The sequence below is a fragment of the Cupriavidus sp. 2KB_3 genome, from assembly GCF_052115685.1.
Classification (GTDB): Bacteria; Pseudomonadota; Gammaproteobacteria; order Burkholderiales; family Burkholderiaceae; genus Cupriavidus; species Cupriavidus campinensis.
Window position 1 is genome coordinate 111,190 of the sequence record NZ_JBFRHD010000013.1, and the last position, 26,846, is coordinate 138,035.

The following is a 26,846-nucleotide window of genomic DNA, read 5'->3' on the forward strand; positions in this document are numbered from 1 at the left end:
CCTCAGAAACCGAACGCCGCTTCGAGCGGGCCCTTCGGCAGTGGCACGCGGAACTGCATCTCGAAGATCCAGAACAGCGCGGCGTTGATGGCAACGCCGGTCAGCACGGCACGCCACCAGGCAAACTTGCCGATGACCCGCATGAAGCCGGCGATGAAGATGGCGCTGGCCACGTAGATGCCGAGGACCTTGATCAGCGCGATGTAGATCGTCAGCGGCACCAGGATCACCGCCACCTGGCGCAACTGCGGCCAGGTGACGAAGGTGGCGTCGGACGCCGTGCGCCACGCCTGCCACAGCACGGCCAGGCAGGCCACGAAGATGATGGCCCCGATGCGCAGCGGGAAGTAGCCGGCCTGCGGGCCGTCCGGCGCCCAGCCCGCGCCGATCTGGTAATTGCTGACCATGACCACGACCGCGCCGGCGGCGATCAGCAGCGCCACGGCGATCTCCGCCGTGCGCACCGTGATGGCCGCCGGCGCGGCGGGCTCCTGGGTGTGTTCGCTCATGTGAGTCTCCCGGTTGAAGGAACGCCGCCGCCGGCGCTCACCGTGCCGCCACGAAGCCCGCTTCCTTGATGATGTCCTTGTGGCGGGTCTCGTCCGCCTGGAGGAACTCGGTCAGCTTGGTGCCGGTCAGGAACTCGTTCTTGAGCGCGTTCTTTTCGAGGTACTCCTTCCACTCGGGCGTGGCGGCCACCTTCTGCATCAGATCGACGTAGTACTTCTGCTGGTCCGGCGTGACGCCACCCGGCAGCATGAACACGCGCAGCATCTGGTATTGCACGTCCAGCCCGGCCTCCTTGCAGGTGGGAATGTCGCCCCAGCTCTGCGTGGCCGTGACCTTGCCCGAGTACTGCATGCGCGACGGCGCGAACACGCACAGCGCGCGGTGCTCGCCGGCCCGCCACTGGCCGATCGATTCGGACGGATTGTTCACGTTGGAGTCGATGTGCTTGCCCGAGAGCTGCGTGGCGGCCTCGCCGCCGCCCTTGTACGGGATGTAGATGAAGCGCACGCCAGCCTTGTGCTCCATCTGCGCGGTGATGATCTGGTCCTCGCGCTTGGAACTGGTGCCGCCCATCTTGAGCTTGCCGGGCTGCTTCTTCGCCTCGGCGATATAGTCGGCCGGGGTCTTGTAGGGCGCTTCGGCGTTGGTCCACAGCACGAATTCGTCCATCGCCACCATGGCCACCGGGGTCAGGTCGCGCCAGTTGAACGGCAGCTGGCTGACCATCGGCACGGTATAGAGCGCGGACGAGGTCACCAGCAGCTTGTGCGGGTCGCCCTTGGACGCCTTGGTGTCCATCAGGCCCTCGGCGCCGCTGGCACCGGCCTTGTTGACCACGATGACCGGCTGGCCCATCAGCTTGTGCTTGGCGATGATGCCCTGGATGGAACGCGCCATCTGGTCGGAGGCGCCGCCGGCACTGAACGGCACCACGATCTCGACCGGCTTGGTGGGCTCCCAGGCAAACGCGGGAGCGGCAAATGAAACACTGAGGGCAATACCGAGCAGCGAAGCACGCGCGGCGGCGCGTGCGGGGGAACGCAACGTCATGGTCTGTCTCCTTTGGTGTGAACCGTGCGCTCTGATGGCGCATCGGCGGTACGGCCGGGCCATCCCGGAAGACCGGGCGGCCCGTCTTTTTCTTCTACATCGTTGGTGACCGGATCATGCGGCGCGCAGCGCCGGCTTCAGCGCGGCCGCGCGCAGGCTTTCCATCGCCGCCAGCACGCCGCCCGCATGGTGCGGCACGCCGGCCAGCGCCAGGCCCATCTCCACGCCGGCCAGGGTGCCCATCAGCGTCAGGTCGTTGAAGTCGCCCAGATGGCCGATGCGGAACACCTTGCCGGACAGCTTGGACAGCCCCTGCCCCAGCGACATGTTGAAGTTCTCCAGCACCACCTTGCGCAGTGCGTCAGCGTTATGGCCGTCCGGCATGACCACGGCCGTCAGCGCCGGGCTGTACTCGGCCGGGTTCTGGCACAGGATCTCCAGCCCCCAGGCGTTCACGCAGGCGCGCGTGGCCTCGGCATGGCGGCGATGGCGTGCGAACACGTTCTGCAAGCCTTCCTCCTGGAGCATGTCGCACGCCTCGGACAGCCCGTAGAGCAGGTTGGTGGCCGGGGTGTACGGCCAGAAGCCATTCTTGTTGGCTTCGATGATCTCTTCCCAGCCCCAGAACGCCTTGGGCAGCTTCGACTTGGCCGACGCCGCCACGGCCTTGGCGCTGACCGCGTTGAACGACAGGCCCGGCGGCAGCATCAGCCCCTTCTGCGAACCCGAGACGGTCACGTCCACGCCCCATTCGTCGTGGCGATAGTCGATCGAGCCGAGCGAGGAGATGGTGTCCACCAGCAGCAGCGCGGGGTGCCCGGCGGCATCGATCGCACGGCGCACGGCAGCGATGTCGGAGGTCACGCCGGTGGAGGTCTCGTTATGGACCACGCAGACCGCCTTGATTTCATGGTTGCGGTCCTCGGCCAGCCGGGCGCCGATGGCGGCGGCATCCACGCCGTGGCGCCAGTCGCCCACCAGGAATTCGGGGTTCAGGCCGAGCTTGTCGGCCATCTTCTTCCACAGCGAGGCGAAGTGGCCGGTCTCGAACATCAGCACGCGGTCGCCCGGGGAGAGCGTATTCACCAGTGCCGCTTCCCACGCGCCCGTGCCAGAGGCCGGATAGATCACAACCGGCTGGGCGGTCTGGAAGACCTTGCGGATGTCCGCCAGCACCTTCTTGCCGAGTTGCTGGAACTCGGGGCCGCGGTGGTCGATGGTGGGGTAGTCCATCGCGCGCAGCACGCGGTCGGGCACGTTGGTCGGACCCGGGATCTGCAGGAAATGCCGGCCGCTGGGATGGGAGTTCAGTCGGATCATGTCGCCTCGTGTTCTTCGGTTTGAATTTTGTATTCAAAAATCGGGGATGCACTGCGAGTCCGGCATGCGGGATAATGTTGCCCGGCGCAAGCGCCCTGCATTCCGCAAAAAGTCCTTATAAATCAATACTTATCAGGATTTCAGACCGTCCGTCGCGCTGTTCCGGGCGTGGCCAACGACACCGGAATGCAGTTCGTGCTTGCCCCAGAGTAGGTTTTGAATACAATACTGTCAAGCCACACGATCCCTGATGACCGCCAATCCGACCACTCCCTCGCAAGCCGTAGACCGCCAGATCCTGCATGTGGCGGTGGCCCAGCGCCTGCGCACCATGATCATGGAAGGCGATCTGGCGCCCGGCACCCGGCTCAATGAGCGCGTGCTGTGCGACCTGCTCCAGGTCTCCCGCACTCCGCTGCGGGAAGCCTTCAAGGTGCTCGCGAGTGATGGCCTGGTCACACTGCTGCCAAACCGGGGCGCCGAGGTGGTAGTGCTGTCCAAGGAATCGATCGACCACCTGTTCGAGATGATGGGCGCGCTGGAAGCCACCAGCGGCGAGCTGGCCTGCCAGCGCATCACGGACGCCGAGCTGGTGGAGATCCGTGCCATGCACTACGAGATGCTGGCGTGCCACGCGCGCCGGGACCTCCCTAATTACTACGCGCTGAACCGGCGCATCCACGACGCCATCAACGCCGCGGCGCGCAATCCGATCCTCGAGGAGACTTATCGACGCATCAACCTGCGTATCCAGGCGCTGCGCTTCCGCTCCAACTTCGACCAGGACAAATGGGATCTGGCCGTGCGCGAGCACGGCGCCATGCTCGATGCCCTGGCGAAGCGCGACGGCGCCGCGCTGCGTGACATCCTGCGCGCGCACCTGCAACACAAGCACGACGCGCTGATCGCCGAACTAGAACGCGCACAGGACGCCGCCGCCTGACCCCGGGCGCGCCGCCCCGTCCCCTGGACGGCAGGCCGGCGCGCCACGGGCCATGGCGGCAGCGTCTCCAGTGCATGCACACGGAGACATCCCCGCTCATGGCCCTGCCTACCACCCCCACGCCGCCCGGCGTGCAGCCGCTGCGCTTCATGCCCGGCGCGGCTTCCTCACCGGCCACGCAGTCGCCGCTGTACCGGCGCCTGGCCGCGGAACTGCGCGGCGACGTGCTGTTCGACACCGCCAGCCGTGGCCGCTATGCCACCGATGCCTCGATCTACCAGGTCATGCCGATTGGCGTGGTCGTGCCGCGCGACGAAGCCGACGCCCGGCTGGCGCTGGACATCGCCCGCGACTTCAAGGCGCCCCTGCTGCCGCGCGGCGGCGGCACCAGCCAGTGCGGGCAGACCGTGGGCGAGGCGCTGGTCATCGACAACAGCAAGTTCCTGAACCAGGTGATCGACTTCGACCCGGTGGCGCGCACGGTGACCGTGCAGCCCGGCATCGTGCTCGACCATCTCAACGCCTGGCTCAAGCCGCACGGGCTCTGGTTCCCGGTGGATGTCTCCACGGCGGCGCAGTGCACGATCGGCGGCATGGCCGGCAACAACTCGTGCGGGTCACGTTCGATCCAGTACGGCAACATGGTGCACAACGTGCTGGGCATCCAGGCGATTCTGGCCGGCGGCGAGGACGTGCGCTTCGACGCCGGCTGGCCGGCGGACGGCGCCCCGCACCGCGCCATCGCCGATGGCGTGCGGCGCATCGCCGAGCGGGAGCGCGACGCCATCGCCGAGATGTACCCGCGCGTGCTGCGCCGCGTGGGCGGCTACAACCTCGACCTGTTCCATCCCCGGAACGAGCGGCCCTACACCGCCGACGGCAGCGTCAACCTCGCCCACCTGCTGGTTGGCTCGGAGGGCACGCTGGCCTATTTCCGGCACCTGACGCTGCAACTGGCGCCGCTGCCCACGCACAAGACCCTCGGCGTGGTGAATTTCCCGACCTTCTACCAGTCGATGGACCTCACCCGCCATATAGTCGGCCTGCAGCCGGCGGCGGTGGAGCTGGTCGACCGGACCATGATCGACCTCGCGCGCCATAACCCGGCCTTCCGCCCGGTGATCGAGCGCGCGCTGGTGGGCGAGCCCGAGGCCATCCTGCTGGTGGAGTTCGCCGGCGAAGACCGCGAGACCACGTTGCGCGGGCTGGCGCGGCTGGTGGAGCTGATGGCCGATCTCGGCCTGCCGGGCTGGGTAGTGGAGATGCCCGACGCCGGCCCGCAGAAAGCGCTGTGGGAAGTGCGCAAGGCCGGCCTGAACATCATGATGAGCATGAAGGGCGACGGCAAGCCGGTGTCCTTCATCGAAGACTGCGCAGTGCCGCTGGAGCATCTGGCCGCGTACACCTCCCGCCTGACCGAGGTCTTCCACAAGCACGGCACGCGCGGCACGTGGTACGCCCACGCCAGCGTCGGCACGCTGCATGTGCGCCCCATCCTCGACATGCGCCGCGACGGCGCCGCCAAGATGCGGGCAATTGCCGAGGAAGCCGCCGCGATGGTGCGCGAATACAAGGGCGCCTACTCGGGCGAGCATGGCGACGGTCTCTGCCGGGGCGAATGGGTGGCGTGGCAGTTCGGCCCGGCGCTGAACCAGGCCTTCGCCGAGGTCAAGGCGCTGTTCGACCCCGAGAACCGCTGCAACCCCGGCAAGATCGTGGGCACGCCGAAGATGGACGACACCGCGCTGTTCCGCTTCCCGCCCGGCTACACAGTGAAGCCGATCACCCCGGCGCTCGACTGGTCGGCGTGGAACGTCACGCGCGACCCCGTCACCGAGGCCGAGAGCGCGCCCGGCACCGGCCTGGACCCCGCGCGCGGGCTGGCGGCGGCCGTGGAGATGTGCAACAACAACGGTCACTGCCGCAAATTCGACGCCGGCACCATGTGCCCGAGCTACCGCGTCACGCGCGACGAGCAGCACCTGACCCGTGGCCGCGCCAACACGCTGCGGCTGGCGCTGTCCGGCCAGCTCGGCCCGGCAGGGCTGCTGGAGCCGGCGGTGAAAGAAGCGCTCGACCTCTGCGTCTCCTGCAAGGGCTGCAAGCGCGACTGCCCCACCGGCATCGACATGGCCAAGATGAAGATCGAGGTCCGCGCCGCCCACGCCAAGGCCGGCAAGCTGCGCGCGCGCGACCGCATGGTCGCCTTCCTGCCGCGCTACGCGGGGCTGGCCAGCCGCCTGCCGTGGCTGTTCAACCTGCGTGACCGCGTGCCGGGGCTGCCGGCGCTGAGCGAGCGGCTGTTCGGCCTGTCCGCCCGGCGCTCGCTGCCGCGCTGGCAGGCGGCCTTCCTGGGCGGCGACTACACGCCCAAGGCGGCGGGCGGCAAGGAGGTGGTGCTGTTCGTCGATACCTTCAACAACCATATGGAGCCCGAGAACGCGCGCGCGGCCCAGCGCGTGCTGGAGGGCGCCGGCTACACCGTGCACCTGTCGGCGGTGCCGGGCGAGCGGCCGCTGTGCTGCGGCCGCACCTTCCTGGCGGCGGGTCTGGTCGATGAAGCCAAGGCCGAGGCCCGCCGTGCGCTGGATGCGCTGCTGCCCTTCGTCTCGCGCGGCGTGGCCGTGGTGGGGCTGGAGCCATCCTGTTTGCTGTCGATGCGCGACGAATTCCTCCAGTACGGCTACGGCGACGCCGCGCGCCAGTTGGCGGACAACGCCTTCCTGTTCGAGGAATTCCTGGTCCGCGAGCACGCCGCCGGCCGCTTCGCCCCGTCGCTCCAGCCCATCGGCACGGCGCGCGCGCTGCTGCACGGCCACTGCCACCAGAAGGCGTTTGACGCCGTGCGCCCCGTGGAGCAGGTACTTGGCTGGATTCCGGGCCTGAAGACCGAGCTGGTGGAGTCGTCGTGCTGCGGCATGGCGGGCAGTTTCGGCTACGAGGCCGAGCATCACGAAGCCTCGATGAAGATGGCCGAGCTGTCGCTGCTGCCGGCCGTGCGCAAGGCCGATGGCGACACCCTCGTGGTGGCCGATGGTACGAGTTGCCGACATCAGATCCACGATGGTGCGGGCCGGGAGGCGCTGCACGTGGCGCGGGTGCTGGAGCGGGCCATGGCGATGGCACAAACGCCAGCCGGATAGCGCACCTACGCCGCAGATTCTCCGTCCAAATCCGCCAAGTTCCCGCTCCCGCCGGACAAAGCGGCCGGTCCGGGCCAGTGCAGCGCCTATGATGCAACGGCGAACCAGCGGTCTGGACGGAGAATGGACGGAGAACCAAAGCCATGGGCACCATCGCAAACGAGTTGAAGGTCTCGCCTGATGTCGCGGCAGGCCGGGCGACATGACGGGGCGCCAACGCAAGGGCGCTGCGGCCAGCGTACTGACGGCCCTGGCGCTGGCGGCGCTCGTGCTGTGGCTGGGCGGCCGCAAGGAGGTGGGCGGCTCGATCGACGCGGTCGGCGCCACAGCCGATGTGGCGGTCCAGCCGGCAGCCGGCGGGGCCGACCAGGCCGCTGCCCTGCAGGCGGCGCTGGATAGCCTCCAGCCGGGCCAGAGGCTGGTGCTGGCGCCCGGCAACTATCGGGTGGGCAACGTGCTGGCCATCCGGGGCGAGCAGGTGGTGGTGTCCGGCTACGGCGCCACGCTCACCGCCACCAGCCCGGACGCGCAGGCGGTGGAGATCACCGGCCGCAACGCCACGCTGGTCGGCGTCACGCTGGTCGGCACCGGCACGCAGCGGCTCGAATCGTCCACCTCGGCCAAGGTGTCTGTGGACGGCTACGGCATCCAGGTGCTCGACGTCACCATCCGTGGCGGGGCCAGCGCCGGCATCTTCGTCTCGCGCGGCAGCAGCATCGCGCTGGTCGGCAACAAGGTCAACGGCACGCTGGCCGACGGCATCCACATCACCGGCGGCTCGCGCGACGTGCTGGTGCAGGACAACTCCGTCACCGCCACCGGCGACGACATGATCGGCATCGTCAGCTACCAGCGCGACGGCACGATCAACCAGAACATCCTCGTCAGCGCCAACTACCTCGCCGGCAACGCCTGGGGGCGCGGCGCGTCCATCGTCGGCGGCACCGACCTGACCATCGCCAATAACTGGATCGAGGGGGTGCAGAAGGCGGCGGCGGTGCTCATCGCCCAGGAAGACGGCTACCGCACGGCGGGCGTGACCAATGTGCAGGTGACGGACAACATGATCGCGGACATCGAGAACGCCACCCAGCCGGGCAACAACCGGCTGGCGGCGGGGCATGCGGCCATCGACATCAATACGGGCACCGGCAGCGTAGCGCGGGTGCTGGTGGCGGGCAACCAGGTGACGCGGGCCACCTACGATGGCTTCCGGGCTGTGGGCAATGTGTGCAACGTGCGCGTCTCGCGCAACCGGTTCGTGACGATTGGCGGCGCGGCGCTGTCCCTCCAGGTGCGCAACTGCCCGGCGGACGCCTGGACCTGCGACGGCAACACGCTGGACGGCACCGGCATCGCCCTGACCGGCTGCAACGGCACCGGCACGCCGCAGGTCTCGGGCGCGGACCGGAGCCGGATGCCCCAGGTGCGCACCGCCCTGCGGCAGCAATGATCGCTCCCTGCATTTATCTCCACCCATCATCGCACGCGCGGGGTCTCCTCGATCAGCCGCTGAAGGTACTTGCCGTAGTGGCTCTTCCCCAGCGGCCCGGCCAACCGGCCCAGCTGCTCGGCATCGATCCAGCGGCGCCGGTAGGCGATTTCCTCCGGGCAGGCCACCATCAGGCCCTGCCGCTTCTGCAGTGTCGAGACCAGCAGCGCCGCCTCCACCAGCGAGTCGTGCGTGCCGGTGTCCAGCCACGCGTAGCCGCGCCCCATGATGTCCACGCTGAGCTTCCCGGCTTCCAGGTAGCGTGAGTTGACATCGGTGATCTCCAGCTCGCCGCGTGCCGAGGGCCGGATGTCCGCCGCGATGTCGCACACGGCGTTGTCGTAGAAATACAGCCCGGTCACCGCGTAGCTGGAGCGCGGGACGGCCGGCTTCTCTTCGATCGACAGCGCGCGAAAGTCCTCGTCGAACTCCACCACGCCGTAGCGCTCCGGGTCGTCCACGTGATAGGCGAACACGGTGGCGCCTTCCTCGCGCCGGTTGGTGCGGGCCAGCAGCCGGGCCAGGTCGTTGCCGTGGAAAATGTTGTCCCCGAGGATCAGCGCCGAAGGGTGCTTGCCCACGAAGTCCCGGCCGATGATGAACGCCTGCGCCAGCCCGTCTGGCGAGGGCTGCTCCGCGTACTGGATGTCCAGCCCCCACTGGCTGCCGTCGCCCAGCATGGTGGCAAAGCGCGGCAGGTCCTGCGGCGTGGAGATGACCAGGATCTCGCGGATGCCCGCCGTCATCAGCGTGGAGAGCGGGTAGTAGATCATCGGCTTGTCATAGACCGGCAGCAGCTGCTTGGAGACGCACTGCGTGATCGGGTACAGCCGGGTGCCGGACCCACCGGCCAGGATGATGCCTTTGCGGTTCATGTCTGAATCTCCCAGGTCGATGGTCGGGTCAAGTCGGTCGGTCAAGTTTGTTCAGGTCGCTCTTTCAAACGGGGCGGGGATGGGCGCCACGGGCGCCACGCCCCGGGCCGTGGCGCGGGCAGCCGCCTCGCGGCGGTAGCAGATGGCAAAGGCCAGCGCGCCGAACACCTCGGTCAGGATGATCGAGATCACCGTGCCCCGGGCGCCCATCAGCATCACCAGCGGCACCACGTAGATCAGGTGGAGCACGGTCACGGCGGCGTAGATGTTCTGCACCAGCCGGTGGCGCCCCAGCGCCAGCAGGCCGAGGTTGCCGAAGACAAAGGCCACGCTGGTCACCGGCAGCAGCACGCCTTCCAGCCGGAGCAGCAGGATGGCGTCGTGGAACGGCTCGCCCAGCCACATACGGATGCCCACGTCGGCAAACAGCTCGATGCCGATGGCCAGCGCGCCGGCGCAGGCAAACACCGCCAGCATCGCCTTGCGCATCAGCGCGCGCGCCGCGTCCGGGTCCGAGACGTTGTACTGGCTGATGCGCGGGAAGAAAGCGGTGCCCACCACGGTGAAGATGGTCTGGGCCGCCACGCGGATCTTGTCGGCCATCGAGAACTGCCCCACCGCCACCGGGCCGTGGAAGTAGTTGAGCAGGATGGCGTTGAAGGTGACGTAGAAGCTCACCAGCACCAGCGAGAGGAACACCGGGAATCCTTCGCGGAACGAGGTGACCACCTCGCGCACCGACACCGCCACCAGCGACGCCAGCCGCTGCCGGTAGATGCCCCACAGCGCCGCCACCGCCAGCAGCACCGTGCCCACGCTGATGCCCAGCGCGGCCAGCGCGGCGTCCCCGGGCGCCCGCACCCACGCCAGCACGCAGCCCAGGCTGACCGCCTTGGCGATGAAGTTCGGCACCACCAGCACCTTCATGCGCTCCAGGCCCTGGTACAGCCAGATCGGCGTGAAGGCGTTGGCCACCACGCCGACGAAGGCCGCCGCGAGGATGGTCCAGTGCTCGCGCAGGCTCGGTACCAGCCCCAGCGTGCCGGCCATCAGCAGCGCGGCGGCCAGCGTCAGGGTCAGCTTGGCGGCCATCGTGGCCGAGAACACGCGGGCGACCACGGTGGGGTCGTCCCGCCCCAGCGACACCAGCCGCGTGGCGGTGAGATTGTGGCCGTAGTCAGTCAGCAGGATCAGGTACTGCGCCAGCGCCTGGCAGTAGGACAGCACGCCGAACTCCTTCACCCCGAGCACCCGGCCGAGCAGCGGCAGCAGGAGCAGCGGGAACAGGTAGTTGCCGGCCTGGATCAGCAGGAGATAGGTCGCGGTGGCGCGGATGGAGGTCGGCATGGCGGCGGCGGCGTCAGCGCGGACCGGGACGGATCACACCACGCGCCAGCGGCGACGCCCGTCGTCGCACCGGCTGGCCAGCCATCTGGAAGATCAGCCACAGCAGCGCCAGCGGCACGAAGTTGCGCCCGCTGAACAGGTTGGGCACGCGCAGGATCTCCAGCAGGGACACCAGCAGCACCGCATGCGCGCAGCACCAGAAGCCATCCCCCGCGCGCCAGCCCGCGTAGCTGCGGGACAGCAGCCAGCCCATGCCCGCCGCCAGCAGCAGCGCGAACCATCCCCACTCGTGAAAGTGCACGTAGATGCCGGACGGATTGTTGAACTCCGGGTCGCCGAAGTCGCTCAGGAACATCGTGTAGCTGTCGCCATTGCCCACCAGCGGGCGCATGAACTCGCCCACCACGGGGAACTTGACCAGCCAGTCGAACGTGAACACCGCGTCGCCGGCACCCCAGCCCATGATGGCCAGCAGCCCGGCCCCGTTGTTCAGCGAGGTGGAGTAGTACATGCCGAGCCGCTCCAGCGCGAACTCGAAGATGTTGTCGTAGAGATTGACGTAGTGCGTCTCCCACGACCGGTTGTATTCGTTGGCGATAAAGAAGCCGATCAGCGGGCCGATGGCCGCGAACGGCCCCAGCCGCAGCAGCCAGTTGCGCCGGGGCACGTTACGGAACCGCATCACCATCAGCACCCACGGCAGCACCAGCTCCACCAGCGCCAGCCGCTCGGCGAAGATGAAGCTGCGCAGCACCGTCAGCACCAGCAGCACGGCCAGGTAGAGCTTGTAGCGGTTCAGGCCGCGCACCGGCTGGCGGAAGATGTAGAAATAGAGCGGCACATAGGCCACGCCGGCCTGGGTGAGCGTGCTGATGCCGGCGATGCGGCCCTTCAGCTCCAGGACGTCGTAGGTGCTGGCGGACCCCGTCAGGAACGAGATCAGCACGGCGGGCCGGGCGATCACGCCGCCCATCATCACCAGATAGCCGATCAGGGCGAGCCAGAACAGCGCGTCGAGGATGTGCACGGGCATCTCGGCGCGCGGCCGGGGCGCCAGCGGGGCGAGGGAATCGCCCGCGTAGGACGCCACGGTCAGCACCACCAGGAACAGCCCGCCGGCCAGCGCATAGAAGCTGGTGAAGTAGACCCGCTCGATGGCTTTCTGGTCGCCCAGCAGCGACACCGAGATCAGCACATAGAGCGGCACGATGAAGTACAGCAGCAGCCGGGTGGGGTCTTCCCACCAGTAGCCGTCATGGCGGTTGCGGGGCGGGATCGGATGGGGCATCGGCATCTATCTGGGGACGACCGCGAGGTCGTCGGTGTGGAATGGTTCTGCCGGCGCCGGGGGTTTCGGCTCGGGCGGTGCGGGGCGCGGCCTGCCGGCCTGCCCGGCCATGGCCTGCCGCACCACTGCCAGAAACTCGCGCCGGAAGCGCTCCGGCGTGAAGCGCAGCGCGTTCTCGCGGCAGACGGCCGGGTCGAACCAGCCGCTGTCCTCGAAGCGGCAGACCGCACGCACGATGTCCTCCACGGTCTGACGCGGGAAGAACACGCCGGTACGGGTGCCGGCATTACCGGCGTCGATCACCGTCTCGCTGGCGCCGCCCCGCCCCAGCGCGATCACCGGCGTGCCGCAAGCCTGCGCCTCCACGGCCACGATGCCGAAATCCTCCTCGGCCGCGAACACGAAGGCCCGGGCGCGCTGCATATGGTCGATGAGTATCTCGGTCGACTGGTAGCCCAGCATCCGCACGTTGGGGGGCAACATGGCCTGGATGCGCGCGAAGTCCGGCCCATCGCCAATCACCACCAGCCGCTTGTCCGGCATGGCCGCGAAGGCTTCCACGATCAGCGCCACCTTCTTGTACGGCACCAGCCGGGAGGCGGTCAGGTAGAAGTCCTCGCGGCACTGGCCCGGGCCGAAGCGCTCCACATCCACCGGCGGGAACACCACCGTGGCCGGGCAGCCGTAGACCTTGCGGATGCGCCGCGCCACGTAGGCCGAGTTGGCCACCAGCAGGTCCACGCCATGGGCGGTGCGCTGGTCCCAGATCCGCATGTAATGGAGGATGGCCCGGGCGATCCAGCTCTTGAGCCCGCGCGTCAGGCGCGATTCGTCGAGATACTGGTGCTGGAGGTCCCAGGCGTAGCGGATCGGCGAATGGATGTAGCTGACGTGGAGCTGCTCCGGCCCGGTGATGACGCCCTTCGCCACGGCATGGCTGGACGAGATCACGAGGTCGTAGTCGGAGAGGTCGAACTGTTCCACCGCCAGCGGCATCAGCGGCAGGTAGTTGCGGAACGACTGGCGGGCACGCGGCAGGCGCTGGATGAACGACGTCTTGGCATGCTTGCCTTGCAGCACGTGGCGCTGGGCCTCCGGGAAGAAATCGACCACGCTGAACAGGTCGGCCTCGGGCCAGATCTTGAGGATCTGCTCCAGTACGCGCTCGGAGCCGGCGTACGTCGTCAGCCAGTCGTGCACCACTGCCACCCGGCCGAATTCGCCGGGCAGGGGATTCGGGGTGAGCGTCGGGGTGAGCGTCGGGGCGAGAGTCGGGGCGAGCGTCGGGGAGGGGGTCAGCGTTGGGGCAGCCATGGGGAGATCTCGGTAAGAAGCCGGTCGGCGGTCAGGCGCCAGGAACGCCGCTGGACGTTGGCGAAGCCCTGGGTGCGCAGGCGGTCACGCAGGGCGCTGTCGTGCATCACGTGCATCATGGCTTCGCCGCACTCCGCCGCGCTGGTGGGGCGGAAGTAGATCGCCGCGTCGCCGCAGGCCTCGCGCACCGAGGGCAGGTTGGACGCGATGACCGGGCAGCCCAGCGTCATCGCCTCCACCGGCGGCAGCCCGAAGCCCTCGTACAGCGACGGAAACACGAAGCAGGCGGCCTGGCGGAACAGGGCCTTGAGGTCGCCATCCTCGACATAGCCCACCCGCTTCACGAAATCGGGCGACGCCTGCTGCACCGCCTTGAGCATCGGCATGCCCCCGCCGACGATGACCACGTCGTAGTCCGTGGCCTTGAGCAGCTCGATGGCCTCCACCACGAGCCGGAAGTTCTTGTGATGGCTGGCACTGCTGACGGCGAGGATGTATGGCCGGCCAGACAAGTGGAACTTCTCACGCACGTCTGTCTCCTCCGGCAGCCGCAGCATATGGTCGCCGCTCATCGGCAGCACGCCGATCTTGCGGCCCGGGATGTGATACGCCTGAATCAACTCCCCGCGCGAGAACTCGGACACCGTCAGCACGCGCCGGGCGATGCGGCCAATCCACGGCGCCATCATCCGATACCAGGCCCGGAAGGCGCGCGTGTACGCCTGCGGCACGCGCATCGGCGCGGCGTCGTGCATCACCGTCACCTGATTCCGGTAGAGCAGCGGCCCGGCGTTGCACAGGTTCAGCAGCAGGGTGCCGCGCGCCGCCAGCGGCAGGCAGACCTGCTCCCAGTACTGGCCGTTGCCGCCCGGCACGGTGCGAATGCGCAGATTCGGAAAGCGTTCCGGCTCGACCTCCACCGACGGCGGGATCAGCAGCTCGAACGACAGCCCCGCCACGGCGGGCGCCTGCGTGGCCACCAGTTCGTCGATGCTGCGGATCACCTCGTTCGCAAAGCGGTCCACGCCGGTCGGGCGCCGGCCCAGATAGCGGCCATTGATCGACACGATGGTCGGATCTCCGCCTGCCGCCGTGATCGGTCGGACAGGCCGCACCGGCGCCCCGCTGCGCGCGAGCGGATTGGCAATAAAGCGGATCGCGCGGTCGCTGACCGCCTTCACCGGCACCAGCGCGAGCGCCGTCAGGCCGGACACCGCCACCTTCTTGCGCAGGCTCCAGTACGGGTTCGCGGCGACGGTATGGAAGTAGCGGCCGGACTCGCGCAGGAACCAGCGCCAGCGCCGGCCGAGCGGCGCGCCGTACAGCGCGGTAGCGAACAGCGCCTTCTCCAGCGCGAAGTCCAGCGGCGCCGCCGGCAGCGTGATGCCAAGCCGCTGGCGCGCAATCTCGCGCAGCAGCGTCCAGCGCCGGGTGGACTGCCGGGCGCCCGCCAGCGCGTCTTCCGCGTTGGCCAGCGACAGCCCGCCGTTGTCCTGCCGATGCACCCGGTAGCGGCCAAGCGGCCGGTCGATGGCAAACACGTCGCCGACCAGCGCGATGCCGTAGATCGCATAGAAATCGGCGCCGTGGATGTTGTCGGCGGTCACCGGCACGGGGAAGATGCGGCGCAGCGCCGCCACGCGGTAGGCATTGCCGGAGCCCGGCGGGGACGGATAGAGCCAGCCCTGCCGCAGCAGCGCGCCGCAGTCGGCCACGGCGTTCGATTGCGGCACCTGCACGCCGGTCAGCGTGCCGTCGCCGGTCATCACTTCCAGCCGGAACTGCACCTTGGCGTAGTCGCCGGCGGCGAAGGCGGCCAGCACCGTCGCGGCGGCGTCCGGCTCCAGCAGGTCGTCGGCGTCGAGGAAGATCACGTAGGGCGTGGTCACGCGGCGCAGCGCGTGGTTGTAGGCCGATACCTGCCCGCCGTTGGCCTGGCAGATGGCCTCGAGGCGGTCGCCGTAGCCGAGCAGGATCTCGCGTGAGCCGTCCGTCGAGCCATCGTCGATCACCATGACCTTCACCGCCGGTGCGGTCTGGGCCAGCGCCGAGTCAATCGCCCCGCCCAGAAACCGCGCGTAGTTGTAGTTGCAGATGACGATGGTCAGGCTCGCGGGTTCCGGGTGCGACGGCATGGGGGTCTCGGTGGTGGGGGAACGGTGGGCGCTGCTACAGGGAGTAATCGGCATGAAAGCCGAGGCGGTTCGCCTCGCCATCGGCAATGGCACGCTCCAGCAGGCTGAGGCGCGCCGCTGCACTGCGGCGCTTGCCGTAGAAGCGCAGCAGGATCAGGAACACCAGCCGGTTCAGCCGATAGGTGAACCCGGACGTGGACCAGTAGTGCTTGTCGAACCACGCCTGGTTGCGGCTGCTGTAGTAGGCGCGGAAGTCCGAGCCGCTCAACAGCAGGCACTCGAAATGGTTCTTCCAGTTGCGCTTGACGTTCCAGGAACCCTCCAGGTCCTCCAGCTGCGCGCCGGTCACCAGCGCGATGCGGCCGCCCCGGGCGGTCAGGCGCCAGGTGTATTCGGTGTCGTCCGCGTAGAGCACCAGATTCGGGTCCGGCAGGCCGAGGTCGGCATAGACGTCCCGGTGGGCCAGAAAGCCGCCGTACGGCGCGAACGGCATCGACACCACGGCGGGCAGCGCGTGCGGGCGCGGCCGGCCCCACGGCGTGCGGCGCCAGATCTTGTAGGGGATGCGGGCGACGTGGAAGCCGAAGTAGCTCGAACGCGGCGGCGAGGCCAGCGCACCCGGCACGCCCATGGCGATGTCGCCCTGATGGTCGGGCCGGAAGCCGAGCACCGCCGCGCGCGCCCGGCCGGTCTCGCGAGTCAGCACGTCGAGCTGATGGCAGAGCACGCCCAGCGCGCCGGGGCACGGGGCGTTGTCGTCATCCATCAGCCACAGGTAGTCGGTATCGCCACGCAGCGCGGTTTCGATGCCGACCGCGTAGCCGTTGGCCGAGCCGGTGTTGGTCGGCAGGTGCACCACGGTGATGCGGCGCCCCCAGCGGGCTTCGAGCCCGCTCAGGTCGGATGCCGAGTTGTTGCTGACCACCACGGCGTGCCGCACGCCTTCGTCGTCGAACGCGCGCCGCAGCAGTTCCGCACAGTAGTGGAGCCGGTCTCCGTAGGTAACGGTGACCAGCGTGATGCGCTTGTTGTGGGAGAACGTCATGTCGGCTCGCTTGGGGAGGAGCCCGGCGTGGCCGGGCGGGGCGCTTGGGGCTCTATGGGCGCTTGGGGCTCTGCATTGACGCCGTAGGCGTAGCTGTACCGAGGCAGGGTGCCGGTGAAGTCGTTGAAGATCACGCCCTGCACGGCGACGTTGGCCTGGGCCAGCCGGCGCGTGCTCTCGTCGATCTGGTCGACCGTGGTCACGCGGTGGCGCGCCACCATCAGCACGGTGCCGGCCATGCGGCCCAGCACCAGCGCATCCGCCACGGGCAGCAGCGGCGGGCCGTCCAGCACCACCATGTCGTACTGGGCCGCCACGCGCTGGATCAGCGTGGCCAGCTCCGGCTGGAGCAGCAGCTCGCTCGGCCCCGCCATGTGCAGGCCGGTGGACAGCAGGTCCAGCCCGTACGAGACATCGCGGCGGACCACGTCCTCCAGCCGGTGCGTGCCGGCAACCACCTCGGACAAGCCTGGCCCCCGGTCGACGTGAAAGCGCCGGTGCAGCGCGCCGTTGCGCAGGTCCGCGTCGATCAGCAGCACGCGGCGCTTGGATGCCCCCGCCAGCGTCGCCAGGTTCGCGGCGACGAACGACTTGCCGATGCCGGCGGTGGGCCCGGTGATCAGCACCACCCGGTTGGGCGCCTCGCTCAAGGCGAAGTGCAGCGTGGTGCGGATGGTGCGCAGGCTTTCGATGGCGGCATCGGGCAGCACGGCGCGCTCCGCCGGACTGGCCAGCCGGAGCGGCCAGTTTGGCCGGCCGGGCTTGGCCTCGCTGGTCAGCCGGCTGCGCGGCACGGTGGCGTACACGGGCAGGCCCGTGGCAATCTCGATTTCCTCGCGGTCCTGCACGGCGCCGGCCATGCGGCGCCGGAACGTGGCCAGCACCAGCCCGGCGAACAGGCCGGCCAGCAGCGAGCCGCCCACGGCCACGCCCCGGCGCGGCATGAACGGTGTCTCGGGCGGCGTGGCGGGGTCGATCAGCCGCACGTTCGCCACCTTGCCGGCGCGCACCAGCGCCAGTTGCTGGCGGGCGTTCAGGCGATTGGTGTACAGCTCGGTGTCCACCTTCATCTTGCGCTGGCGCTGCAACAGCGTCTGCTCGATCAGCGGCAGGTTGCGCGTGCGCGCCTGGTTGAGCGCCAGCGCGGCGGCGCCCTCCTGCAGCTGGGCGTCCAGCGCGCGCACGTAGCGGTGCTCGTCCGTATAGCGCGTAATCAGCTCCCGGCGCTTCTCCTTCAGGTCGAGCTGGCGGGTCTCCATGGTCACGGCCTGCTCCAGCAGCGTGCGCGCCTCCTCGCTGGTATCGACGGCGCCTTCCTTGGCCCGATAGGCGTTATAGGCGCTCTCCGATTCCTCCACCTGCTGCTTGAGCTGCGGCAGCTGCTCGTCGAGGAAGCGGATCGACTTGTCCGCCTCCTCGGAACGCCGCCGCACGTTCTGCTCGACATACTCGGTGCCCACCACGTTCAGGATCTGGCTGGCGCGCACCGGGTCCACGCTGTCGAGCGCCACGCCGATGATGCTCGACTGCTTGCCGCGCTCCGAGATCGACAGCGACCGTTGCAGCCACTCCGTGGTGGCGATTTCCGAATAGCGCCTGATCGTGAAGGTGGCGCCGGGCTCCCCGTCGGCGGTCTTCACCAGCAGGTCCACCGGCCCACGCGCGGTGTCCGCGTGCAGCGGCACGCCCACCTTGCCGCGCAGCGTCAGCAGCGGCTCGCCCCACATCCGGGACAGCGTGAGCACGTAGGACCCGTTCCTCCCCAGCGTCATCACGAAGGTCTTGCCCTGCCAGCCGGCCGGCACGTCGAAGCGGGCCACGTCGATTCGCTCCGCACCATGCACGTAGCCGCCCGGCAGCGGCTGGGACAGCCCGTCCGTGCGCGCGGCCAGCCACCAGCCGATCACCGGCACGTAGCGCGGCGCGGCATCGATATACAGCTTGAGCGTCTCTACCGCGCGCGACACCACCATGCGCGAGTTCAGCACCTGGATTTCGGAGGTGGTATCCGGCTTCAGCTCCTGCATCGGCCGCACATCGCCGGCGGGGGACCGAGACTCGGACATACTCGGCTCCACCTGGATCAGCAGGTCCGAGCGGTACACCGGGCGGGTAAACAGCGCGTAGGCCACGCCCCCGAGCAGGCAGAGCGATGTCGTGCCGGCGATCAGCCAGCGCGAGGCCAGGATCGTCGTGCGGATGTTCATCGAGCGGGCGAAGGGCCGCCCCGGCATGTCATGGCCTGCGTGGATGATCTGAGGCGAATTCATGCCGTTCTCCCGTATCGCCCCCGCCCGCGCGGGCGAGGGTCGTTGTTGTGTGTGTCAGTACGCGCCACGGCCATGCAGGACGACGCCCACGGTCTTGAACAGGATCACGATGTCCCCCACGAACGACCAGTTGCGCACGTAGGCCACGTCGAGCGAGATGCGCGTGCCGTAGTCGGTCTCGTTGCGCCCGCTGACCTGCCACGGGCCGGTGATGCCGGGCAGCACGCGCAGGTAGTAGGCCGCCGCGTCGCCATAGCGCTCCAGCTCGTTCTCCACCACGGGGCGCGGGCCGACCAGGCTCATGTCCCCGCGCACCACGTTCCACAGCTGCGGCAGTTCGTCGATGCTGGTGCGGCGGATGAAACGGCCCAGCCGCGTGATGCGCACGTCGTCTCGCAGCTTGAAATCGCGTTCCCACTCGGCCCGCGCCACGGGGTCGGTCGCCAGCAGCTCCTGCAGCACCGCGTCGGCGTTCATCACCATCGAACGGAACTTCAGGCACTTGAACTTGCGGCCGTTGGCGCCGATGCGGGTATGGCCGAACAGGCACGGGCCGCCATCCTTCATCACCAGCAGCGCCACGGTGAGCATCAGCGGCGAGAGCAGCAGCAACAGGGTGAGCGCGGCCGCCGTGTCGAAGGCGCGCTTGGCGCCCAGCCCCAGCGCGGGCGGCAGCCGCATCGACATGTCCGCCGGGCCGCCAGCGGGGCCGTCCAGCACGGGCGGGACGAACCCCGCGATGGCGCCGGGCAGCTCGCCCGTGCCCCCGGCACTTGCCGCGCCGCCCGGCGCGGGGGGCGTCAGGCGGCGGGTGGCGCCGCCGGACTCGGTGAACAGCGATTTGAAAGCTTGGAACATGGCGACTCTCCCGTGGCCAGGGTTAACTTGCGATCGATGTCTCCAGGAGGCGCGCGTCGGCTTGTGTCGGGTGATCAGGCAGTCCGGCAGTCGGGGGGTCAGGCGCAGCGCCCGTAGGTGTCCTCGATGCGCACGATGTCGTCTTCGCCGAGATAGGCGCCGGACTGCACTTCGATGATCTCGAGCGGCAGCTTTCCGGGGTTCTCGAGCCGGTGCGTGGTGCCAATCGGGATGTAGGTGGATTCGTTCTCGCTGAGCAGGAACTGCTCTTCGCCACGGGTGACGAGCGCGGTGCCGCGCACCACGGTCCAGTGTTCGGCGCGATGGTGGTGCCGTTGCAGCGAGAGCTTGGCGCCCGGCCGCACCACGATGTGCTTGACCTGGAAGCGCTCGCCGGTGTCGAGCGAGTCGTAGCAGCCCCAGGGCCGCTGCACCTTGCGGTGGGAATCCGCCTCGGTGCCGTGCTGCCGCGCGATCCGCTCGACCAGCCCCTTCACGCCCTGCACATGGGAGCGATCCACCACGAGCACGGCGTCGGCGGTCTCCACCACGATCACGTTGGTGGTGCCCACGCAGGCCACCAGCCGGCCCTCGGAATGGGCGTAGCAGGAGGTGGCGCCCTCGAACAGCACGCGGCCCCGGGCGGCGTTGCCTTCGCCATCCTTGTCGATGGCGTCCCACACGGCGTCCCAGGAGCCGAGGTCGGACCAGCCGGCATCGAGCGGCACCACCACGCCCGGCACGCCATCGGCGCGCGCGAGCTGCTCCATCACCGCGTAGTCGATCGAGTCCGAGGGCACTGCCGCGAACGCCTCCGCGTGCGGGTGGAACACCGCGCCGTCGCTGCGGCCGGTGGCGAAGGCATCCGCGCAGGCCGCGTGCATGGCCGGCTGTAGCTGTTGCAGCGTGCGCAGCCAGGTGCTGGCGCGCACCACGAAGATGCCGCTGTTCCACCAGTACTCGCCCGAGGCCACGTACTTGGCCGCCAGTTCGGCGGCAGGCTTTTCCACGAAGGCGTCGATCCGGCGCGCGGCATCGTCGAGCGAGGCGCCCAGCCGGATGTAGCCAAACCCGGTATCGGCGCGCGTCGGCGGCACGCCAAGCGTGACCATCGCGCCCTGCTCGGCAAACCCCGCCGCGCGCAGCACGGCCTGCTGGAAGGCGCCGTTGTCGGCAATCACATGGTCGGCCGGCATGGCCACGAGGATGCAGTCGTCGCCCTCGGCGCAGGCAAGCAGCGCGGCCATGGTCAGGGCCGGGGCGGTATTGCGCCCGGCCGGCTCCACCACGATGCGCGCCGCCACGCCGGCTTCGGCCAGCTGCTGGGCGGTCATGAAGCGGTGCGCCTCGCCACAGACGATGATCGGCGCCACCTCACCCATCGCACCGCTTCCTTCCACCAGCCCGGCCAGCCGGCGCGCAGTGGTCTGGAGCAGCGTGTCACCGCCAATCACGTCGATCAGTTGCTTGGGGAAGTGCTTGCGCGAGAGGGGCCAGAGCCGCGTGCCCGAGCCGCCGGCGAGCACCACTGCGGCCAGCCGCAAGCGCACCGCGGGCGCTGCTATCGCCAGATCCGTCGTGGATTCCATCGTGTCCGTGGTACGCATGTCTGCTCCTGTCCGGGTAGCTGCAACTGGCGAAACGCCTTTTGTTGCAGCGAAGCATAGATGCCCGAAAAAGCAGATCTGACCGCGCGGCGGAAAATGCAGAATCTTTGTCCGAATAATCAAGGTGTAACGCTTTTGAAAGTAATTAAGCCTCCACTTTGATCAGGCGAAACGCCGCCTGAATATCGAAACAACGAATCAGCACGGCATATTTACAAAATCCCGCACCAATATACGGCGGCGCATGTATTTAGTTCATCGCAATGCCCAAAGCCTGTGCGCACAATGGATTGCGGCGAATCGGCGAAAAGTCTCTGTGCGTTTCCGCGCATTTGAATGAAAATAATGATTCACTTCGGAAACATCGGATGGCGGTGGCGTCGCTTATTCTCCTTTATGCGACGGCGTACAAGTCATGTTCCGCCAATATCGCGTCTTTATCGGCCAGCCGGATTTTGTGGGCAGGTGATATTCGTTATGATGCAACGCAGCAGATGCGATTTTCTTATTCGACATCAGGGGAGCAGCGGCCAATGGATTACCTAGTCGATACGCCAGCGCCGATGCGCACCATCGGCCCGATCCCGATGACCGGCCAGCGCGAGATCCGGCGCATCGGCCTGATGCTGTTCGATGGCTGCTCCCTGCTGACCGCCGGCATCATTGCCGAGGCGTTCCGCGTGGCGAATGAAATCGCCCTGCAGCGCACCGGCCGGCCCGCCTACCAGTTGTCCCTGCTGTCCCACCGGGGCGGCATCGTTGCCTGCTCCTCCTCCGTGCGGATCTGGACGCAGGGGCTGGACGTGCTGGGCCAACGTGGCTTCAACGCCATCTTCATCGGCTGCAGCGAGCGCGAGCCGTCCGGCGAGCGCGATGCCCGCCTGATGAACGCCATGATCGAGGTCAGCGCCTCGGTCCTGGAGCGCAGCCCCGGAAGCCACCCTCGTGGCCAGCGCACCCCGCCCGCCCAGCCCCGCGTGTCGCGCGCCATTCCCCAGAAAATTGTCGAAGTGGACGAGATGACGGGCATCAGCCACGTCACCTCGTCCGTGTTCTGGTGCCGCGATGGCGCCGTCTCCGCGCCGGACGTGATGCCCTCGGCCGCCGACATGGCGCTGGCGCAGATCGAGTTCGACCTCGGTTGCGCGATGGCAACCGAAGTCGCCCGCCGCCTGGCCCCGCAGCGCGACGCCCCGCTGGCCCGCCAGGACCCGCCCGAACCCGACGACGGCCCCGACATCGCCGCCTCCTCCGAAGCCCTGGAGAAAGTGCGCGCCTCGGCCCGCTGGATCACCGCGCACTACGCGGAAGAGATCTCCGTGGCCGACGCCGCCCGCATCGCCGCCATGAGCGAGCGCAACTACCTGCGCCGCTTCAAGTGCGCGCTGGGCATGACCCCGTCCGAATACCTGATCCGTGCCCGGCTGGAGATGATCTGCCGGCTGCTCAAGGAAACCGACCTCCCGGTGGACAAGATCGCCCGCCGCTGCGGCATGGGCAACGGCGACCGCCTCGCCAAAATCTTCCGCAAACGCTTCGAGCTGTCCCCCACCGCCTACCGCAATCTCGACAGGACCGCGCTGCCAGACGCAGCCTAGCTACAGGAGGAGGCAAGAGTCATGCACCAAGATCTGCTGGATGTTGCCAAGCTGGACTGGATTTCGCGCGAGCTTTCGGAGTCATACAGTGGCGCCGCGCCGTTTCCGCATGTCTGTATCGACAATTTCCTGGACGACGGCATCTACCGCGAGGCCAGCGCCGCATTCCCCCGCGCCGAGGAGAAGGTCTGGTTCACCTTCCGCTCCGCCGCCGAGAACCTGAAGCTCCAGATCCAGGACTTCTACGCCATTCCGCCCGCGCTGCGCGCCCTGATTGTCGAGTTCAACAGTCCCGGCTTCATCCGCTTCCTGGAGCAGCTGTCGGGCATCCAGGGGCTGGTGCCGGACCCCCACCTGCACGGCGGCGGACTGCACCAGACGCTGCCGGGCGGCCGCCTGGGGCTCCATATCGACTACAACTACCACCTCGAATGGAAGCTGGACCGGCGCCTTAACGTGCTGCTGTACCTGAATGACGAATGGGACGACAACTGGGCCGGCCATCTCCAGCTCTGGGACGAGGAAGTCCAGCACTGCGTGCAGAACATCTCGCCCATCGGCAACCGGCTGGTGGTCTTCAGCACCAACGAGTGCTCCTGGCACGGCCATCCGGTGCCGCTGGCCTGCCCGCCCGGCGTCACGCGGCGCTCGATCGCGCTCTATTACTACACCAACGGGCGCCCGGACCAGGCCTCCGAGGAACACACCACGCGCTTCCGCGCCCGGCCCGGCGAGCGCTTCACCATCACCGCGCGAGACATCCTGCATGGCATGACGCCCCCGTACGCCAAGGCGCTGGCCAAGCGGATCGTCGGGCGATAGCGATAGTCCACAGGCAACAGGCAACAGGCAACAGGCAAACTACGATGGCAACCCTTCTCGTCACCGGCGGCGCCGGCTTCATCGGCAGCAACTTCGTGCTCGACTGGCTGCGGCGGCACCACGGCGACCGCATCGTCAACGTCGACAAGCTGACCTACGCCGGCAACCGCCGCAGCCTGGCCGCCGTGGAAGGACAACCCCGCCACGTCTTCTCCCAGACCGATATCTGCGACCGGGCCGCGCTGGACGCGCTGCTGGCCACCCACCGGCCCCAGGCCGTGGTGCACTTCGCGGCGGAGAGCCACGTGGACCGCTCCATCGCCGATCCGGGCGCCTTTATCCAGACCAATGTGGTCGGCACCTTCACGCTGCTGGAGGCCGCCCGGGCCTATTGGGGGCACCTGAATGCGGCCGATGCGGACCACTTCCGCTTCCTGCACGTCTCCACCGACGAGGTGTTCGGCTCGCTGGGCGCCGACGACCCGCCGTTCTCGGAGTCCACGCCTTACCAGCCCAACAGCCCCTACTCGGCCTCCAAGGCGGCGTCGGACCACCTCGTCCGGTCTTACCACCACACCTACGGGCTGCCGGTGCTGACCACCCACTGCTCGAACAACTACGGCCCCTACCACTTCCCCGAGAAGCTGATCCCGCTGATGATCACCAACGCCCTGTCCGGCAAGGCATTGCCGGTCTATGGCGACGGCCTCAACGTGCGCGACTGGCTCTACGTGGGCGACCACTGCGCGGCCATCCGCACGGTGCTGGCGCGCGGCAGGGTCGGCGAGACCTACAACATCGGCGGCTGGAACGAGAAGTCGAATCTGGACGTGGTGCACACGCTGTGCGACCTGCTCGACGCCCTGCGCCCGAAGGCGAGCGGCTCCTACCGCCAGCAGATCACCTTCGTCACCGACCGCCCCGGCCACGACCGCCGCTATGCCATCGACGCCCGCAAGCTGGAGCGTGAACTGGGCTGGCGGCCAGCCGAAACCTTCGAGACCGGCCTGCGCAAGACCGTGCAGTGGTATCTGGACAACCCGGGCTGGGTCAAGGACGTGACCTCGGGCGAGTACCGTAACTGGATGGCGAGGCAGTATGCCGCCGCATGACCCCCCCAGGGACCGCGAGATCCCCACCCTGCAGGTCACCGGCAGCAACGGCCAGGTCGGATTCGAGTTGCGCCGCAGCCTGGCGCCGCTGGGCCGCGTGGTGGCGCTGGACCGCGCCGGCTGCAACCTGTCGGACCTCGACCAGCTGCGGCGCGTGGTGCGCGCGGTCCGGCCCGACGTGATCGTCAATGCCGCCGCCTACACCGCCGTGGACCGTGCGGAGGCGGAGGCCGAGCGCGACACCGTCTTCCGGATCAACGGCGAGGCCGTGGGCGTGCTGGCGGAGGAGGCCCGGGCGCACGGCAGCCTGCTGGTGCACTACTCGACCGACTATGTGTTCGATGGGACAAAAGTCGATGCTTACTATCTGGAGAGCGACCCGACCGGCCCGCTCTCGGTCTATGGCCGGAGCAAGCTCGCCGGCGAGCAGGCCATCGCCGCCGTGGGCGCGCCCGCGCTGATCCTGCGCACGTGCTGGGTGGCCGGCGCGCATGGCGCCAATTTCGCCCGCACCATGCTGCGGCTGGGCGCCGAGCGCGACAGCCTGCGCGTGGTGGCGGACCAGTTCGGCGCGCCAACCACCGCCGCGCTCATCGCCGATGTCACCGCGCAGGTCGTGGCCCGCTACTGGCTGGCCGGCAACCGCGCGGCGTTCCCGGCCGGCATCTACCATCTGGCCGCCGCCGGGGAAACCACCTGGCACGGCTATGCCACCGAGGTGATCCGCTACGCCGCCGCGCATGGCTTCCCGCTGAAGACGGACCCGGCGCGCATCGCCCCCATTCCCGCCACCGACTATCCGCTGCCGGCGCCGCGCCCGGCAAATTCGCGCCTCGACACCAGCAGGCTGCGCCGCACGTTCGGCATCCACCTGCCGGACTGGCAGCAGGGGCTGCACCTGCTGCTGGACCAGCTGCGCCCCTAAGCCTTTCAGCCGGTCAGCCTGTACGCCCGTAAGCCCGTAAGCCCGTAAGCCTGGAGCCTCCCATGACCATGAACGTGACCCGAACCGCCATTCCCGATGTGCTTGTCATCGAACCCAAGGTGTTCGGCGACGATCGGGGCTTCTTCTACGAGAGCTTCAACGGCCCCGAGTTCGAGGCCCTGACCGGGGTGAAGACCAGCTTCGTCCAGGACAACCATTCGCGCTCGGCGCGCAACGTCCTGCGCGGCCTCCACTATCAGGTGCGCCATCCGCAGGGCAAGCTGGTGCGCGTGGTGATGGGGGAGGTATTCGACGTGGCGGTGGACCTGCGCAGCAGCTCGCCCACCTTCGGCAAGTGGGTCGGCGTCACGCTCTCGGCCGCCAACAAGCGCCAGCTCTGGGTGCCCGAAGGCTTCGCCCACGGATTCGTAGTCACCTCGGACTATGCCGAGTTCCTCTACAAGACCACGGACAGCTGGTACCCCGAGCACGAGCGCTCCCTGCTCTGGCGCGACAGCACCCTCCACATCGACTGGCCGATCCAGGGCGAACCGCTGCTCGCGGCCAAGGACGCCGGGGCCAAGACGCTGCGGGAGGCGGAGGTGTTTGCCTAGGCGGCTGCGGTCATACAATGGAGCGAGGCCAACTTCGCCCGTCCTGCGGCGCGACCCGAAGTGTTGGTCCAACTTCAGGAGACACGCATGAGCAGCAAGAACACCATTTGCCTGTGGTACAACCGCGACGCGCTCGATGCCGCCAATTTCTATGCCAAGACCTTCCCCGACAGCGCGGTTGGGGCCGTCCACCGCTCCCCGGGCGATTATCCGGACGGCAAGGAGGGCGATGTCCTCACCGTCGAGTTCACCGTCGCCGGCATTCCCTGCGTGGGCCTGAACGGCGGCCCGCACTTCCAGCACAACGAGTCCTTCTCGTTCCAGATTTCCACGGAAGACCAGGCCGAAACCGACCGCCTGTGGAATGCCATCGTCGGCAACGGCGGCAAGGAAAGCGAATGCGGCTGGTGCAAGGACAAATGGGGGCTGTCGTGGCAGATTTCGCCGCGCGTGCTGGTCGAGGCCGTCACCAGCCCGGACAAGGCGCTGGCCAAACGCGCGTTTAACGCGATGCTGACGATGAAGAAGATCGACATCGCCAGGATCGAGGCGGCCATCCGCGGGGACGGCCAGTGATG

At 68.4% G+C, this 26,846-nt stretch carries 20 protein-coding genes and 2 pseudogenes; 9 read left to right on the forward strand and 13 right to left on the reverse strand.

Going from position 1 to position 26,846, the window contains the following annotated elements:
• Positions 1-2: 2 nt before the first annotated feature.
• The 3 genes from AB4120_RS15675 to AB4120_RS15685 all read right to left on the reverse strand — a co-directional run bounded on the left by AB4120_RS15675 (position 3) and on the right by AB4120_RS15685 (position 2,880).
• Positions 3-509: a tripartite tricarboxylate transporter TctB family protein gene (locus tag AB4120_RS15675; protein WP_149138443.1), complete on the reverse strand. Its 507-nt coding sequence runs from the start codon at positions 507-509 to the stop codon at positions 3-5.
• Positions 510-546: 37 nt separating this feature from the next.
• Positions 547-1,560, reverse strand: a complete 1,014-nt coding sequence (locus AB4120_RS15680; RefSeq protein ID WP_149138444.1) for a Bug family tripartite tricarboxylate transporter substrate binding protein — start codon at positions 1,558-1,560, stop codon at positions 547-549.
• 114 nt (positions 1,561-1,674) lie between these two features.
• Complete coding sequence (locus AB4120_RS15685) at positions 1,675-2,880, reverse strand: pyridoxal-phosphate-dependent aminotransferase family protein (RefSeq protein WP_441642556.1); 1,206 nt, start codon at positions 2,878-2,880, stop codon at positions 1,675-1,677.
• A gap of 250 nt (positions 2,881-3,130) precedes the next feature.
• Between AB4120_RS15685 and AB4120_RS15690 the strand changes: the two genes are divergently transcribed.
• The 3 genes from AB4120_RS15690 (at position 3,131) to AB4120_RS15700 (ending at position 8,419) form a co-directional block, all read left to right on the forward strand.
• Positions 3,131-3,823, forward strand: a complete 693-nt coding sequence (locus AB4120_RS15690; protein WP_149138446.1) for a GntR family transcriptional regulator — start codon at positions 3,131-3,133, stop codon at positions 3,821-3,823.
• 98 nt (positions 3,824-3,921) lie between these two features.
• Positions 3,922-6,966 (forward strand): FAD-binding and (Fe-S)-binding domain-containing protein, encoded by a 3,045-nt coding sequence (locus AB4120_RS15695; RefSeq protein ID WP_149138447.1) that lies wholly within the window; start codon positions 3,922-3,924, stop codon positions 6,964-6,966.
• Between the two features lie 202 nt (positions 6,967-7,168).
• Positions 7,169-8,419 carry a right-handed parallel beta-helix repeat-containing protein gene (locus tag AB4120_RS15700; RefSeq protein ID WP_149138448.1) on the forward strand — a complete coding sequence of 417 codons (1,251 nt, stop codon included), beginning with the start codon at positions 7,169-7,171 and terminating at the stop codon, positions 8,417-8,419.
• A gap of 26 nt (positions 8,420-8,445) precedes the next feature.
• Here the strand turns inward: AB4120_RS15700 and rfbA are convergent, their stop codons facing one another.
• From rfbA to AB4120_RS15750, 10 genes and pseudogenes are all read right to left on the reverse strand, one after another.
• A complete protein-coding gene (gene rfbA / locus AB4120_RS15705; RefSeq protein WP_149138449.1) occupies positions 8,446-9,333 on the reverse strand; it encodes a glucose-1-phosphate thymidylyltransferase RfbA in 888 nt (295 codons plus the stop codon).
• Between the two features lie 51 nt (positions 9,334-9,384).
• Positions 9,385-10,680, reverse strand: a complete 1,296-nt coding sequence (locus tag AB4120_RS15710) for an oligosaccharide flippase family protein (RefSeq protein WP_149138450.1) — start codon at positions 10,678-10,680, stop codon at positions 9,385-9,387.
• 13 nt (positions 10,681-10,693) lie between these two features.
• Complete coding sequence (locus AB4120_RS15715) at positions 10,694-11,968, reverse strand: oligosaccharide repeat unit polymerase (protein WP_149138451.1); 1,275 nt, start codon at positions 11,966-11,968, stop codon at positions 10,694-10,696.
• Between the two features lie 6 nt (positions 11,969-11,974).
• Positions 11,975-13,282 (reverse strand): glycosyltransferase family 4 protein, encoded by a 1,308-nt coding sequence (locus AB4120_RS15720; protein ID WP_441642557.1) that lies wholly within the window; start codon positions 13,280-13,282, stop codon positions 11,975-11,977.
• Complete coding sequence (locus AB4120_RS15725) at positions 13,264-14,037, reverse strand: glycosyltransferase family 4 protein (RefSeq protein WP_316248537.1); 774 nt, start codon at positions 14,035-14,037, stop codon at positions 13,264-13,266. The genes AB4120_RS15720 and AB4120_RS15725 overlap by 19 nt, the downstream gene beginning before the upstream one ends.
• A 372-nt stretch (positions 14,038-14,409) precedes the next feature.
• Positions 14,410-15,417, reverse strand: a pseudogene (locus AB4120_RS15730) (glycosyltransferase family A protein); the annotation flags it as partial.
• Positions 15,418-15,451: 34 nt separating this feature from the next.
• Positions 15,452-16,462 (reverse strand): glycosyltransferase, encoded by a 1,011-nt coding sequence (locus AB4120_RS15735; protein WP_149138452.1) that lies wholly within the window; start codon positions 16,460-16,462, stop codon positions 15,452-15,454.
• Positions 16,459-18,732: a GNVR domain-containing protein gene (locus AB4120_RS15740; protein WP_149138453.1), complete on the reverse strand. Its 2,274-nt coding sequence runs from the start codon at positions 18,730-18,732 to the stop codon at positions 16,459-16,461. Before AB4120_RS15740 ends, AB4120_RS15735 begins: the two co-directional genes overlap by 4 nt.
• Positions 18,733-18,786: 54 nt before the next feature.
• A pseudogene (locus AB4120_RS15745) lies at positions 18,787-19,380 on the reverse strand (sugar transferase); the annotation flags it as partial.
• Between the two features lie 308 nt (positions 19,381-19,688).
• Positions 19,689-21,197, reverse strand: a complete 1,509-nt coding sequence (locus AB4120_RS15750; RefSeq protein WP_149138455.1) for a mannose-1-phosphate guanylyltransferase/mannose-6-phosphate isomerase — start codon at positions 21,195-21,197, stop codon at positions 19,689-19,691.
• A 533-nt stretch (positions 21,198-21,730) separates the two neighbouring features.
• Here AB4120_RS15750 and AB4120_RS15755 point away from each other — a divergent pair.
• From AB4120_RS15755 to AB4120_RS15780, 6 genes are all read left to right on the forward strand, one after another.
• Positions 21,731-22,795, forward strand: a complete 1,065-nt coding sequence (locus AB4120_RS15755) for a GlxA family transcriptional regulator (protein WP_187645204.1) — start codon at positions 21,731-21,733, stop codon at positions 22,793-22,795.
• Between the two features lie 21 nt (positions 22,796-22,816).
• Positions 22,817-23,617 (forward strand): 2OG-Fe(II) oxygenase, encoded by an 801-nt coding sequence (locus tag AB4120_RS15760; protein WP_149138457.1) that lies wholly within the window; start codon positions 22,817-22,819, stop codon positions 23,615-23,617.
• A gap of 44 nt (positions 23,618-23,661) precedes the next feature.
• Complete coding sequence (gene rfbB / locus AB4120_RS15765) at positions 23,662-24,729, forward strand: dTDP-glucose 4,6-dehydratase (protein WP_149138458.1); 1,068 nt, start codon at positions 23,662-23,664, stop codon at positions 24,727-24,729.
• Positions 24,716-25,654 carry a dTDP-4-dehydrorhamnose reductase gene (gene rfbD, locus AB4120_RS15770; protein WP_441642558.1) on the forward strand — a complete coding sequence of 313 codons (939 nt, stop codon included), beginning with the start codon at positions 24,716-24,718 and terminating at the stop codon, positions 25,652-25,654. The genes rfbB and rfbD overlap by 14 nt, the downstream gene beginning before the upstream one ends.
• A 62-nt stretch (positions 25,655-25,716) precedes the next feature.
• The gene (gene rfbC / locus AB4120_RS15775) at positions 25,717-26,268 is read left to right on the forward strand and encodes a dTDP-4-dehydrorhamnose 3,5-epimerase (RefSeq protein ID WP_149138460.1); all 552 of its coding nucleotides are present in this window, start codon (positions 25,717-25,719) and stop codon (positions 26,266-26,268) included.
• A gap of 87 nt (positions 26,269-26,355) precedes the next feature.
• Positions 26,356-26,844, forward strand: a complete 489-nt coding sequence (locus AB4120_RS15780; protein WP_149138461.1) for a VOC family protein — start codon at positions 26,356-26,358, stop codon at positions 26,842-26,844.
• Positions 26,845-26,846 lie beyond the last annotated feature (2 nt).